This window comes from Streptomyces ipomoeae 91-03 (assembly GCF_000317595.1).
Lineage (GTDB): Bacteria > Actinomycetota > Actinomycetes > Streptomycetales > Streptomycetaceae > Streptomyces > Streptomyces ipomoeae.
Genome location: NZ_AEJC01000288.1, coordinates 1 through 12913, shown reverse-complemented (window position 1 = coordinate 12913; position 12913 = coordinate 1). Strand labels below are relative to the sequence as shown.

Annotated in this window: 11 protein-coding genes and 1 pseudogene; 3 read left to right on the top strand and 9 right to left on the bottom strand. The window is 71.6% G+C overall.

The window, feature by feature from the left end:
* Positions 1 to 1923, bottom strand: a 1923-nt coding sequence (locus STRIP9103_RS18975) for a heavy metal translocating P-type ATPase (RefSeq protein WP_009314832.1), incomplete at its 3' end; no start/stop codon positions are given.
* A gap of 57 nt (positions 1924 to 1980) precedes the next feature.
* Between STRIP9103_RS18975 and STRIP9103_RS18970 the strand changes: the two genes are divergently transcribed.
* The 3 genes from STRIP9103_RS18970 (at position 1981) to STRIP9103_RS18960 (ending at position 5062) form a co-directional block, all read left to right on the top strand.
* Positions 1981 to 2361: an ArsR/SmtB family transcription factor gene (locus STRIP9103_RS18970; RefSeq protein WP_048820553.1), complete on the top strand. Its 381-nt coding sequence runs from the start codon at positions 1981 to 1983 to the stop codon at positions 2359 to 2361.
* Between the two features lie 365 nt (positions 2362 to 2726).
* Entirely contained in the window at positions 2727 to 3191 is a 465-nt protein-coding gene (locus STRIP9103_RS18965; protein ID WP_141571374.1) for a hypothetical protein, read from the top strand.
* A gap of 284 nt (positions 3192 to 3475) precedes the next feature.
* Positions 3476 to 5062, top strand: coding sequence for a S8 family serine peptidase (locus tag STRIP9103_RS18960; protein WP_234022241.1), 1587 nt, complete (start codon positions 3476 to 3478; stop codon positions 5060 to 5062).
* Between the two features lie 151 nt (positions 5063 to 5213).
* Here the strand turns inward: STRIP9103_RS18960 and STRIP9103_RS18955 are convergent, their stop codons facing one another.
* The 8 genes and pseudogenes from STRIP9103_RS18955 to STRIP9103_RS18920 all read right to left on the bottom strand — a co-directional run.
* Positions 5214 to 5723, bottom strand: coding sequence for an O-acetyl-ADP-ribose deacetylase (locus STRIP9103_RS18955; RefSeq protein ID WP_009314844.1), 510 nt, complete (start codon positions 5721 to 5723; stop codon positions 5214 to 5216).
* 86 nt (positions 5724 to 5809) lie between these two features.
* On the bottom strand, positions 5810 to 6919 hold the full coding sequence (locus STRIP9103_RS18950) for a cytochrome P450 (protein ID WP_009314829.1): 1110 nt from the start codon (positions 6917 to 6919) through the stop codon (positions 5810 to 5812).
* A 5-nt stretch (positions 6920 to 6924) separates the two neighbouring features.
* Positions 6925 to 8529, bottom strand: a complete 1605-nt coding sequence (locus STRIP9103_RS18945; RefSeq protein WP_009314830.1) for a nucleotide pyrophosphatase/phosphodiesterase family protein — start codon at positions 8527 to 8529, stop codon at positions 6925 to 6927.
* Positions 8530 to 8888: 359 nt separating this feature from the next.
* Positions 8889 to 10055, bottom strand: a complete 1167-nt coding sequence (gene eboE, locus STRIP9103_RS18940; RefSeq protein ID WP_009314846.1) for a metabolite traffic protein EboE — start codon at positions 10053 to 10055, stop codon at positions 8889 to 8891.
* A gap of 10 nt (positions 10056 to 10065) precedes the next feature.
* Entirely contained in the window at positions 10066 to 10920 is an 855-nt protein-coding gene (locus STRIP9103_RS18935; RefSeq protein WP_009314842.1) for a TatD family hydrolase, read from the bottom strand.
* A 2-nt stretch (positions 10921 to 10922) separates the two neighbouring features.
* Entirely contained in the window at positions 10923 to 11738 is an 816-nt protein-coding gene (locus STRIP9103_RS18930; RefSeq protein WP_009314834.1) for an EboA domain-containing protein, read from the bottom strand.
* A 76-nt stretch (positions 11739 to 11814) separates the two neighbouring features.
* Positions 11815 to 12690 carry a sugar phosphate isomerase/epimerase family protein gene (locus tag STRIP9103_RS18925; protein ID WP_009314839.1) on the bottom strand — a complete coding sequence of 292 codons (876 nt, stop codon included), beginning with the start codon at positions 12688 to 12690 and terminating at the stop codon, positions 11815 to 11817.
* Positions 12691 to 12721: 31 nt separating this feature from the next.
* Positions 12722 to 12913 (bottom strand): annotated as a pseudogene (locus tag STRIP9103_RS18920) (SCO3242 family prenyltransferase); the annotation flags it as partial.

Genomic DNA, 12913 nt, shown 5'->3' with positions numbered 1-12913 from the left:
CACAGCCCGCCGCCACGCCCCCTCCCGCAACAACCGCAGCCCATTCAGCCCCACCAAGACCGTGGACCCCTCATGCCCGGCCACCCCCAACGGCAACGGCAGGTGCCCCACGAGATCCCACACGACCAGCACCCCGATGCACACCCCGGCGATCACCAGGTTCTGCACCACCAACCGCCGAGCCGCCCGCGACAGCCGGACAACCGCGGGGATCGCGACAAGCTCGTCCCGCACCACCACCGCGTCCGCGGTCTCCAACGCGAGATCGGACCCGGCCCGCCCCATGGCGACACCGGAGTGCGCGGCGGCGAGCGCAGGCGCGTCGTTCACCCCGTCCCCGACGAACAGCACCTTCCCCCCTGCCCGCTGAAGCTCCCGCACGGCATCCACCTTGCCCTCGGGCAGCAACCCCGCCCGTACGTCGCTGATCCCGGTCCCGGCGGCCACCTGCGCGGCGGCACCCGCGTTGTCGCCGGTCAACAGCACCGGCGCCTTCCCGGTCACCCCGGTGACGGCGGCGACAGCCGCGACGGCGTCGTGCCGGAGTCGGTCCGTCAACGCGATGGTTCCGACGGGAACGCCGTCCCGCTCGACGAGAACGGTGGTCGCGTCGGAGACCTCCCCCTCGTCCGCCCGCCCCACAGCCACCACGCGCCCCTCGACGGTGGCACGCACCCCCCGCCCGGGCACCGCCACGAACCCCTCGGCGGCAGCCACCCGAAGCCTCCGGGCACCGGCGGCGGCCACGACCGCACGGCCCAGCGGATGCTCACTGGCATGCTCGGCAGCCGCGGCCAGCGCGAGCAGCGCGTCCTCGTCGAGCCCCGATCCCGGCAGCGGTCGTACGGCGGTGACCTCGGGCATGCCTTCGGTCAGGGTGCCGGTCTTGTCGAGCGCGACCACCTCGATCTCGCCCAACCGCTCCATCGCGACGGCCGACTTGACCAGGACTCCGTGCCGCCCGGCGTTGGCGATCGCGGAGAGCAGCGGTGGCATGGTGGCGAGGACTACCGCGCACGGCGAGGCGACGATCATGAAGGTCATGGCGCGGAGCAGGGCGCTCGTCAGATCCTCGCCGAAGGCCAGCGGGACCCCGAAGACGGCGAGGGTGGCGACGACGACGCCGACCGCGTACCGCTGTTCGATCTTCTCGATGAACAGCTGGGTCGGCGCCTTGGTCCGGGAGGCCTCCTCGACGAGGCCGACGATGCGGGCGATGACGGAGTCGGCGGGGTCCCGTTCGACGCGGACGCGCAGCGCGCCCGTGCCGTTGAGGGTGCCCGCGAAGACCTCGTCGCCGGGGGCCTTGGCCACGGGCAGCGGCTCGCCGGTGATGGTGGCCTGGTCGATGTCGCTCTCGCCCTCCAGGACCCGCCCGTCGGCGCCGATGCGCTCACCGGGGCGGACCAACACGATGTCACCGACGGCGAGTTGGTCCGTCGGCACGCTCTCCTCGGCCGAGCCGTCGGCGGACACCCGCGTGGCCGTCGTCGGCGCGAGGTCGAGCAGGCCGCGTACGGAGTCGGCGGTGCGGGCGGTGGCCAGGGCCTCCAGGGCGCCGGAGGTGGCGAAGATGACGATCAGCAGGGCGCCGTCGAGGACCTGGCCGATCGCGGCGGCGCCGAGCGCCGCGACGATCATCAGCAGGTCGACGTCGAGGCTCTTCTCACGCAGCGCCCGCAGCCCTTCGAGGGCGGGCTCCCAGCCGCCGGCCGCGTACGCGATCGCGTAGAGCGGGCCGTACAGCCAGGCGGAGGCGCCGGCGAGGTCCAGCGGGAAGGCGATGAGGAAGGCGACGGTCGACGCCAGCGCCCAGCGGGCCTCGGGCAGGGCGAGGACGCGGGTACGGCGGCGGGGGGCCGTCGGTGCGGACGTACGGCGGACCGGTGACGGGGCGAGAGTCATGGACACCCGGCCCACCATACAGGAACACATGAAGACTCATTCATGTCTTCATGTGTGATGGGTAAGATATTCGCCATGGGTCATGGAGCCGTCACCGCCGCGCAGAACGCCCCGCAGGACGCCCCTGCTCGTGTGCGACTGGACGCGGCCAACGTCGCCAAGGTGGCCACCACCCTCCAGGCCCTCTCCACCCCGTCCCGCCTGCTGATCCTGGCCCGGCTGCGCGAGGGCCCGCTCCCGGCGACCGAGTTGGCCGCCGAGGTCGGCATGGAACAGTCCGCCTGCTCCCACCAACTGCGCCTGCTGCGCAATCTGGGGCTGGTGGTCGGCGAGCGCCGGGGCCGCTCCGTGGTGTACGCCCTGCACGACCACCATGTCGCCGAACTGCTGGACCAGGCCGTGTACCACGTGGAGCACTTGAGGCTGGGGATCAGCGACGCGCCCGAGGGGGACTGAGGCAGCGTCGGGCGGGTGATCGCCACGTCGTCGGCAGCGGGCCGTTCGCGGCGGGGAGTTCCGGGAGACCGTTCGCGGCGGGAACATCCTGCAGAAATCCGGTCACCGCGCCGAGTACGGCACCCAGGTCCAGCGTCCGTTCAGGCACGTGACCGCCGCCCGCACCGGACACGGCGGGCGCCTGCGACCGGCATCGGCCGCGGTGGCTCCGACTGCCGCGCCGCCGTTGGAGTTACCGGGAGTGGTCGTCCGATTGCGGTCGAGACGAGGGCAATTTAGCTTCAAGTATCGGATTTATCCGACAAGTCAGCACAACTCCTTGTGCTGACTTCCCCATGGCATTGAACGGAGCATTCATGTCGGTGATGACCGGTACTCAACCCCTCCAGCAGTACGGCCAGCAGTTCGGTGGCCAGCAGCTGGGCGGCCAGCAGCAGATCGCCCAGATGGTCCAGCAGACCATCCAGCAGGCGTGTCAGCAGACGGCCCAGCAGGTCGCCCAGCAGGTGCAGCAGACGTTCCAGCAGATCCAGCAGATCCAGCAGCAGCTGCAGCACCGGCCTGAACTCGCCCAGCAGGCGCACCCGTACATGGCCCTCGCGCTGCACCGCACGCTCGCCGGAGCCGTCCGCCACGCCGTGGAGCAGTCCGTGCAGCAGGCGCTGCCCAACGCGATCGTGACGCTGCTCCAGCAGAGCCAGCAGCAGGGCCTGCAGAGCCAGCAGCCGTGGGGTGGCGGGTACAGCCAGCAGTCGTTCGGCCAGCCGTTCCCGCAGTACCAGCAGTCCGGGTTCGGTCAGATGGGTGGTCAGCCCTTCGGCATCGGCTGACATCCGGCGGCGCGCGATGCGGTGTGCTCAGGAGTTGGTTCCTGGGCACACCGCATCACCGTGGAAGCGCAAGCCGCCTGTCACCGGATCAGGAGCACAAGGACGAGGTAGGCGTGGTGAAGGTGGACGTAATGGTCAAGGACAGGCCCGGAAGCGACCGCGAAAGCAGGTCCGAGGGCGCGGGTGCCGGCGGGCCGACGCCTGAGGGCAAAGAGGAAAAAGGAGCGCCGCGCAGGCAAGGCGCAGCGTCACCCATCGCGGTGCAGCCGCGCCGGTCCCGGTACATGGTGACAGCGCTGCCGCAGCACCTCCTGCCACCGGGAGTTCCCGAACTCGGCATGGACGCGGTGTGCGACCGGCTGGAGCGGATGCCCGAGGTCACGGTGGTCCGCAGACTCCTGCCGTCGGACAAGCTCCAGTCGGCGGGACTGCAGCCCTCCTGCCCGGAAATCGCCGTGGTCGAGGCGGCTGAGGCCCAGGTACCGGGGATGCGGTCGCTGCATGTGCACATCGAACCGGACCTGCCGCTGTCCGGAACCCTGCCCGCGGCCACGCAGATCACGGGCATGCTGGCGCTGCGCGATCCGGGGCTGGTCATGCCCCTGGAAGAGCCCGTGGAGATCTCGCTGCGTGTCTGCGGTCCCGACGGCGAACCGCTGGTCGGCGCCGGGGTGTTCCTGATCGGGGCGACGTGGCCGAGCCAGGGCACCACCGGAGCCGATGGCACGGTGACCATCAAACTGGCGACGGAGACAGCGGAGTCCATCCAGTCCCTGTACGTGCGGCCCGTGGGTGGTTACTCGGACCGCTGGATCCAGTATCCCGACCTGTCGCCGACGCAGGAGAACCTCGTCAGTCTCACCCCGCTGAACAAGGTGTACCCGGAGCTGGACCAGCGGCAGCAGTACGGCTGGGGCCAGCAGGCCATGCGGCTCGACCGGCTGCCGCCCACGTTCCGCGCCTTCGGCATCAAGGTCGGCATGATCGGTTCGGGTGTCAGCGCCGAGCACCCCGATCTGAAGCAGCGTGTGAGGTCCGGGATCGACATCGTCCACGGCACGGACGAGGGATGGGCGTACGACACGCTGGGCACCGGCACCCATGCGGCAGGCATCATCGCGGGCGCGGACACCGGCACGGGCATCATCGGCACCGCCATCGACGCGGCGATCGAGGTCTGCCGGGTCATGCCCGGCGGGCACTTCAGCGACCTGATCGCCGCCCTGAACCACTGCATCGAGCGCGAGGTCGACATCGCCCACATCGCGGTCGCGACCCCGTATCCCTCGGCGCTGGTCTCCCGCAAACTCGCCGACGCCACCGCGTTCGGCATCGCCTGCATCGCCCCGGCAGGCGACACCGGCGGACTCGTGTACTTCCCCGGCTCGCTGCCCACGGTGTTCGCCGTGGGCGCCCTGGGAGTCTTCGGCTCGTACCCGGAAGGCACCTCCCAAGCCACCCATACGGGGCCGCAGTTGAGCCCGGAAGGGTTCTTCACCGCACCGTTCAGCTGCTATGGATTCGGGGTCGATGTGGCCGCCCCCGGCGTGGCGGTCCTGTCGTGCGCCCCGCAAGGCGGCTACACCGTCCTCGACGGCACCGTCACGGCCTCGGCCCATATCGCGGGCCTGGCCGCGCTCGTACTCGCCCACCACGAGGACTTCCACGGTCAGTTGCTGCCCCGCGGACCCGGCCGGGTGCAGCACCTGTTCGAGATCATCGCCGCCAGCTGCCGCCAACTGGCCGCCCCCGGAACGCTGGAGGCGGCCCGCGTCGGACGCGGCCTGCCCGATGCCCTCGTCGCCCTTGGGCTGGCCCCCGGAGTGCAACTCTCTCCGGCCCTGTCGCCCTACGTCGTGTCCATGACTTGACGAGCCCGTCCCACAACGGCACACGGAACGGCACCCGCCTCGAGGCAGCGGGTGCCGTGTCTGACGTGCCGCCGTCTCGGACAAGACGGCGGGACGTCGGGCGCGTTCGCAGGGGGTTCGGGCGAGACCGGTGGCACAAACCGCGGTTCCGTCAATGGAGCTGCGCGGCGAACGTCTCGTACGCCCGCTCGTCGAAGAGGACGAACCTCACCTCCTCGGCCTCCGTCTCCGTGGCTCGCACCGTCTCCACCGCGATGCGAGCGGCGTCCTCCATCGGCCACCCGTAGGCGCCGGTGGAGATGGCCGGGAACGCGACCGTGCTCGCGCCGAGGTCGTCAGCCACTCGGAGGGCCTCCCGATAGCAGGAGGCAAGCAGCGAAGAGTCGCCGCCTGAGACCTGATGCACCGGGCCCACCGTGTGGATCACCCACTGGGCGTCCAGTGCGCCCGCGGTCGTGGCCACGGCCTGGCCGGTGGGCAGACCCTTGCCGTAGTGCGAGGCGCGGAGCTTGCGGCACTCCGCCAGGATGGCGGGGCCACCGCGTCGGTGGATGGCGCCGTCCACTCCTCCCCCGCCGAGGAGGGAGGAGTTCGCGGCATTGACGATGGCGTCGACGGACTGCTGGGTGATGTCGCCGCGGACGAGGGTGATGCTGGTCATGCGGCCTCTATATCAGCCGACGGGTCTGCAAGCCGACAAATACGGCAGCGACCACCGGCCACGGCCACCAGTCAGGGCATCGCGACCTACCACTCGACCGGAAGCGCCCGCACCCCGTTGATCGAGTTCATCACGAGCATGGAGTCCTCCGGGCGGGCGGTCAGGCGCAGGTTCGGGAGGCGGTCGAAGAGGGTGGGCAGGCCCGTCTGGAGTTCCGCGCGGGCCAGGGACTGGCCGATGCACTGGTGCAGTCCGTGGCCGAAGGCCAGGTGGCCGGCGGCGTTGCGGCGGACGTCCAGTTCGTCGGGGTCCGGGAAGGCCGCCGGGTCGCGGTTGGCGGCGTGGATGGCCACGACGACACCCTCGCCGGCGCGGATGCGGACGCCCGCGACCTCCACATCCTCGGTGGCGATCCGGCGCAGCCCCGTGTGTGCCACGGTGAGGTGGCGCAGCAGTTCCTCGACGGCGAGCGGGAACATGTTCGCCGTCGTCTCGTGGCCCGCCACGAGGAGCAGCATCGCGATGCCCACGGCCTCGGCCGCGGTCACCTCGCCGGTGGCCACCCGGTCCTGAGCGAGGCGCGAGATCAGGTCGTCCGCGGGCTCCCGGCTGCGCAGGTCCAGCAACTCGCCCAGGTAGGTGGAGAGCGCCTTGCGGGCGGCCGTCATCTCCTCCGGTCCGGAGGTGAGACTGCTGATCGCCTTGGCCTGCCGCTGGAAGAAGTCGTGGTCCTCGTACGGGACTCCGAGCAGCTCGCAGATGGTGAGCGAGGGCAGCGGCAGGGCGTACGACTCGACGAGGTCGGCCGTCGTGGCGCCGTCCGCCGTCATGCTGTCGAGCAGCTCGGCGCAGATCCGGGCGACCGCCGGCCGCAGTTGTTCGACGCGGCGGAAGGTGAAGTCGGGGATCAGTACGCGGCGCAGCCGGGTGTGGTCGGGCGGGTCCATCATGAAGAACTGGCCGGGGAGACGCGGGGGCGACTGCGGCCGGAAGCCGGGGAAGCCGTCGAGGGTCGCGTCGGCGCTGAAGCGCGGGTCGGCGAGGACCGTGCGGGCGTCCTCGTGGCGGGTGATGAGCCAGGGGCTGTTGTCGCCCCAGATCGTCACCCGCCGGACCGGCTCCTCGGCACGCCACTTGGCGAACTCGGGTGCCGGGTCGAGCAGTGGCCGCTCGATGGGGAAGACGGGATGGGCCATGCGGGCTACCGCCCTTCATTCCCGGAGCGGGGGCGCTTGGAGCCGTCGCCTTCGGAGCCGACCTCCTGGGAACCGGCGCCCTCGGAGCCATCGCCTTCGGAGCCGGCCCCCTTGGAACCGGCGCCCTTGAAGCCGTCGTCCTCGGAGGCATCCGTCTTGGAGCCGGGGTCCTGTGAACCAACGCTCCCGGAGACATCCGCCTTGGAGCCGGCGCCCCCGGTGCCCTCCGCGTCCAGCCCCGCCAGCCCCAGCAGCAGCCCCTTGATCTCGGTGGCCGCGTACCCGTCGCGGGCCGGCTCCGGTGTGGAGCACAGCAGTACGGGGCCGTCGTCCGGGTGGGTGGGGAGGCGGCCGTGGCTGCCGCTGACGCCGGAGGGGTCCAGCGGGACGGTGCTGATGCGGTAGCGGAACCCGAGCTTCTTGCGGGCCACCTGGCCGACCGCGCGGAGCTTCACCGCGGGGACGGTCTCGTCGTACAGCAGCTCGGCGGGGTCGTAGCCGGGCTTGCGGTGGATCTCGACCTGGCGGGCGAAGTCGGGGGCGTGTGCGTCGTCCAGCCAGTAGTAGTACGTGAACCAGGCGTCGGAGTCGGCGACCGCGACGAGTTCGCCGGAGCGTTCGTGGTCCAGTCCGTTCGCCGCCTTGCCCTCGGCGTCCAGCACCTGTTCCACGCCGTCGAGTTCCGCGACGATCTTGGCGACCGCCTCGGTGTCGGCGGGGTCCCGTACGTACACGTGGGCGATCTGGTGGTCGGCGACGGCGAAGGCCCGCGAGGTCCACGGGTCGAGGTACTCCATGCCGTCCTGGGTGTGCACCTGGAGCAGTCCGGCCCGGCGCAGGGCGCGGTTGATGTCCACGGGGCGGGAGACGGGGGTGATGCCGTACTCGCTGAGCGCGACCACCGTCGCGCCCTCGCTCAGGAAGTGGTCGAGCAACGGGCGCAGGGCGTCGTCGAGTTGGCGGGCGGCGCGGATCGTGGCCGGCGAGTCGGGGCCGGAGCGCTGGGGCTCGTAGTCGAGTTGGGGGATGTAGACGAGCGTGAGGTCGGGTCGGTGCTCGTCGAAGACCTGGCGGGCGGCGCCGAGGATCCACTGGGTGGAGGGCATGCCCGCGTTGGGGCCCCAGTAGGTGAAGAGAGGGAACGGACCCAGCCTGTCGGTGAGTTCGTCGTGCAGGGAGGGCGGCCAGGTGTAGCAGTCGGGTTCCTTGCGGCCGTCGGAGTAGTAGACCGGCCGGGGGGTGACGGTGAGGTCGACGTCCGCGCCCATCGCGTACCACCAGCAGATGTTGGCGACCTTGTAGTCGGGGGCGGACCTGCGGGCCGTGTCCCAGATCTTCTCGCCGCCGACGAGCGCGTTGTGCTGCCGCCACAGCAGTACTTCGCCGAGGTCGCGGAAGTACCAGCCGTTGGCCACCGCGCCGTGCCCGGAGGGCGGTTCGCCGGTGAGGAACGTGGACTGGACCGTGCAGGTCACGGCGGGCAGTACGGGGTCGAGCCGGGCCCGGAAGCCGCGCTCCCCGAGGGCGGCCACGGCGGGCATGTGTTTCAGCAGCTTGGGGGTGAGACCGACGATGTCGAGGACGACGAGCCGGTTGGGTCGGGTGCTCATGCGTGGTCCTTCTGGGAGCCGGGTCGGGTACTCACTGGTGTCCATCCTCGGGACCGGGGCGAGTGCTCACTGGTGGTCCCGCTCAAAACCGGACGAGTGCTCACTGATGGCCCCCTCGGGACCGATGCAGGCGCTCACTGATGGCCCTCCTTGAGGCGGGACAAGGGGTGCTCACTCGGGACCCTCCTTGAAGCCGAGGCCGGGGGTCTCACTCATGCCCCTCCTTGAGGCCGAGCGGGGGCGCTCACGCGTGCCCCCTTCGGGCCGAGGCCGGGGGGACTCACTCGCGATCCTCGTTGAGGCTGCCGAGGCCGGGGGACGCTCATGCGTTGCTCCCTTCAGGCCGAGGCCGGGGATGCTCACGTGTGCTCCTCCTTCAGCCCGAGCTCCGTCAACCGTTCCCGGGCCCAGGCCAGTTCCGCGGCGATGCCCCCGGCCAGATCGGTGGGCGGCTCGGGGAGGACGGACCAGGTGTAGGTCTCGACCTCGATGTGGTCGCAGTCGGCCGTGGCCCCGCCGAGCAGTCCGGCCAGGACCTCGCTCAGCTGGTCGGTGGTCGTGCGCACCCCCGGTCCGCCGTCGGAGTGCAGCGGGGCGTGGAAGTGGACGCGCCAGGGGCCGGAATCCGTGGGCAGGCCGCCGTCCAGGGCTTCCGGGAGGTCGTCGACCCCCTGGAGGGCCGGGTCCTCCGGTGCCGACGCCGTACGCGTCTGGTGCAGGAACCGGGGCTCCGCGAGGCGGCGCAGGGCCGCGCGGGTGTCGGGGTCGGCCGGGTCGGGGGCCTCGACGGCGGCGGACGCCTGGAGCTTGACGACGGGCAGCCCGGCGTCGGCGAGGCGGCGCAGGGCCGCCGCGGGTTCCTCGAACTGTACGGCGAGATGGCAGGCGTCGAGGCAGACCCCGAGCCGGTCGGGGTCGAGGCCGCGCAGTTCCCGTACGGCCTGGGCGGTGGTCTCCACGACACAGCCGGGCTCCGGTTCGAAGGCGACCCTGATACGGCGGCCGGTGTCCGACTCGATCTCCGCGAGCCCGGCGGCGAGCCGGTCCAGGGCGCGGCGGGCGGTCTCGGCGCGGTCCGCGGGCCAGGGGGTGCGCCAGGCCAGGGGCAGAGTCGAGATGCTGCCCCGTTCGGCGTCGTCCGGGAGGAGTTCGGCGAGTACGCGGGCGCAGTCGAGGGTGTGGCGCAGCCGTGCCTCGTCCGCCCAGTCGGGCAGGTAGACGTCCTTCTTGACCACTTCGCGGTGGAACCCGGCGTACGGGAAGGCGTTGAGGGTGACGGTCTCCAGGCCGCGCGTCGCGAGTTCGGTCTTGAGCCGTTTCAGCTCGGCGCTGTCGTCGACCAGTCGGGTGACCACGCCACGGGCGAGCCAGAGCCCGATGCCCAGCCGGTCGACGCCCAGGTGTTCCCCTACGGGCTCGGCGTAGGTCGCGAGTTGGGCGATGACGCCCTCCAGATCCTCCGCCTGGTGCACGTTGCTGCAGTAGCCGAGGTGGACGGTGGTGCCGTCCGGGTGCCGGAAACGCATGGCCGTTCCCTCACGCTCCGCCGCGGCGGATGGAGTTGCCCTCGAAGGTCGACTCCTCGTCCGGCTTGGGCTCGTCGAGGTCCAGTCGGCCGCTCTGCCCGTAGAAGGCGACCGGGTTGCGCCACAGCACCTTGTCGACGGTGTCGTCGTCGAAGCCGGCCGCGAGCATGGCGTCGGCGGTCTTGCGGGTCTTCAGCGGGTCCGAACGTCCCCAGTCGGCGGCCGAGTTGACCAGGACGCGCTCGGTGCCGTGCTCCTGGAGGATGGCGACCATGCGGTCCTCGCTCATCTTGGTCTTCGGGTAGATCGAGAACCCGGCCCAGCAGCCGCTGTCGAGGACCATGCCGACGGTGAGCTCGTTGAGGTGGTCGAGGACGACGAGTTCGGGGGCGATGCCGGACTCCCATACGACGTCCAGGGTGCGGCGGGTGCCGGTGGCCTTGTCGCGGTGCGGGGTGTGGACGAGGGCGGGCAGTTCGTGCTCGATGGCGAGCTGGAGCTGGAGCGCCAGGGCCTCGTCCTCCTCCGGGGTCATGGAGTCGTAGCCGATCTCGCCGACCGCGACCACCCTGTCCTTGGCGAGGTAGCGGGGCAGTTCGTCCAGCACCGGCCGGCAGCGCGGGTCGTTGGCCTCCTTCGGGTTGAGCGCGATCGTGCAGTAGTGCTGGATGCCGAACTGGGCGGCACGGTACGGCTCCCAGCCCAACAGCGCGTCGAAGTAGTCGTAGAAGCTCTCGGGCGAGGTGCGGGGCTGGCCGAGCCAGAAGGCGGGTTCGACGAGGGCGCGCACCCCGGCCTCGTACATCGCCTCGTAGTCGTCGGTGGTGCGGGACGTCATGTGGATGTGGGGGTCGAAGATGCGCACGGTCAGGCCTTCTCCTTGAGCTTCTGCGGGGCGGCGGGGGCGGCAGGGGTGGCGGGGGTGGCGTCGAGTGCCTTCAGAGCGCGTTCGGCGGCCTCGCGGCGCGCGGGTACGGCGGTCCGCGTCTCGTCGGTGAGCCGCTCCACCAGGGTGGGGTGGGCGCGGACCACGGGCCAGATGTCCGCCGGGACGTCACGTCCGGCGACGACCCGCTCATGGACGAAGTCGGCGAGCATGCGGGCGAGTTCGTCGTCGGCGCGGGCGTCGAGCCCGGCGATCCGGTCGAGCGGAATCTCGCAGAAGACGCACTTCAGTACGGCCTGACGGTATTCGGCGTCGGGGAGGCGGGCGGCGCCGTACGGCCCCAGGGCGGCCTCGATCACGCTGTTGTCGTTGCCGCGCAGGGCCTCGCGGACGAGGGGAAGGGCGCGGTCGCCCAGGGCAACAGGCCCCCGGGGTTCCCCGGTGGTCGTCCCGGCGCTGTCGAGCAGGGGCAGTGCCCGCAGGACGGCCCGCTGTTCGGCGGGGTCGCCGTGCCGGAAGAGGCCCGCGAGTTCGGCGGCGAGCGCCTCGCCCGTCAGCGGCAGGGCGGTGAGCAGGACGGCGCGGGCGGCCTCGTCGACGGTCCAGTGCTCGTCCAGCCGGGTGGTCCCGCAGCGTCTGCGGGCGGCCGGGAACAGGGCCCGTATCGCGGTGGGCCGGTCGGCGATCCGGGTCACGGACTCGTCGAGCCAGGCGCGGGCGGCCGGGTCGAGGGGGTGGCGGGAGAGCGCGGTTCGGGGATCGGGGGGTTCGGAGTCGAACGTGCCGAGGGACGCCATGGTGGGACAACCTCTTGTGGGGATGGAGAACATGAGGGGGGTGAGGGGCTGGACATGAGGGGGGTGAGGGTCTGGATCAGGCCGAGGCCGCGCGCAGGAACTCCAGGGATCGGCGGGCGACGTCGGGGGCGTCGAGGGAACCGCCCTGGATCTCGACGGAGACCAGGCCTCGGTGGCCGAGGTCGCGGAGGGCGGCGAGCACGGGCGGGAAGTCGATCTCGCCGCTGCCGAATTCGAGGTGCTGGTGGATGCCGCGCCGCATGTCCTCGATCTGGACGTTCAGCAGCCGTGGAGCGGCGAGGTGCGTGCACTCCAGGACGGTCCGCTGCTCCACGCAGTGTGCGTGCCCGATGTCGAGGGTGATGCCGAACAGCTCGTGACCGCCGACCAGTCGGGCCAGCTCCAGGCACCGCTCCACGGTGTCGACGAACATGTACGGCTCGGGTTCGAAGGCCAGCGAGACGCCGTACTCCTCGGCGGTCTCCAGGACGGTCTCGACGCCCGCCGCGAGCCGCTTCCACGCGTCCCGCTCGGGCAGCCCGTCGTCGGGTGCGGGCCCGCTGCAGAGATGGACGGTGGGCGAGCCGAGGTCGGCGGCGATGCGTACGGCCCGCCGCAGCAGATCGATCCGGCGCTCGGCCCCGTCGGACATCAGGGTCGGCCGGTGCTTGCCCCAGGGGTCGAGCAGGTAGGGCGCCCCGGTCTCGATCGTCACGTCGAGGCCGTGCCGGGCCAGGTCGCGCGCGACGGCGGCCACGCGCCGGGGCAGGTCGTCGGCGTACGGGTCGAGGTGACCGTGGTCGAGGGTGAGCGCGACACCGTCGTAGCCGAGGTCGGCGAGGATCGTGAGGACGTCGCTCAGCCGGTGGTTGGTGAAGCCGTTGGTGCCGTAGCCGAACCGGAGGTGTTCGCCCCGTTGGGAGGGCTCCGGGGGTGTGGGGGTCGGGGTCATACCGACGGTTGCTCCTGCGGAGATGGGTGGTTCAGGTGGGGGAAACGCGCCGGGCGAGCCGTCGCGCGAGGGGGTGGACGATGCCCAGGGCCGCCGCCGCGACGGTGGCTCCGCTCCGTGCGGTCAGCGCCGCCTGCAGGGGCATCAGGCCGAGGATCCCGGCGCCGACGGCCCGTCGTACGTTCTCGCCCGAGGGTTCCCGTACGGCGCGGGCCTGGGCGGT

Coding starts and splice junctions, on each gene's coding strand:
- STRIP9103_RS18965 (WP_141571374.1), top strand. CDS start 2,727: ATGACCGGTACTCAACCCCTCCAGCAGTACGGCCAGCAGTTCGGTGGC.
- STRIP9103_RS18930 (WP_009314834.1), bottom strand. CDS start 11,738: ATGGCGTCCCTCGGCACGTTCGACTCCGAACCCCCCGATCCCCGAACC.
- STRIP9103_RS18970 (WP_048820553.1), top strand. CDS start 1,981: ATGGGTCATGGAGCCGTCACCGCCGCGCAGAACGCCCCGCAGGACGCC.
- STRIP9103_RS18925 (WP_009314839.1), bottom strand. CDS start 12,690: ATGACCCCGACCCCCACACCCCCGGAGCCCTCCCAACGGGGCGAACAC.
- eboE (WP_009314846.1), bottom strand. CDS start 10,055: ATGCGTTTCCGGCACCCGGACGGCACCACCGTCCACCTCGGCTACTGC.
- STRIP9103_RS18960 (WP_234022241.1), top strand. CDS start 3,476: ATGGTGACAGCGCTGCCGCAGCACCTCCTGCCACCGGGAGTTCCCGAA.
- STRIP9103_RS18950 (WP_009314829.1), bottom strand. CDS start 6,919: ATGGCCCATCCCGTCTTCCCCATCGAGCGGCCACTGCTCGACCCGGCA.
- STRIP9103_RS18955 (WP_009314844.1), bottom strand. CDS start 5,723: ATGACCAGCATCACCCTCGTCCGCGGCGACATCACCCAGCAGTCCGTC.
- STRIP9103_RS18945 (WP_009314830.1), bottom strand. CDS start 8,529: ATGAGCACCCGACCCAACCGGCTCGTCGTCCTCGACATCGTCGGTCTC.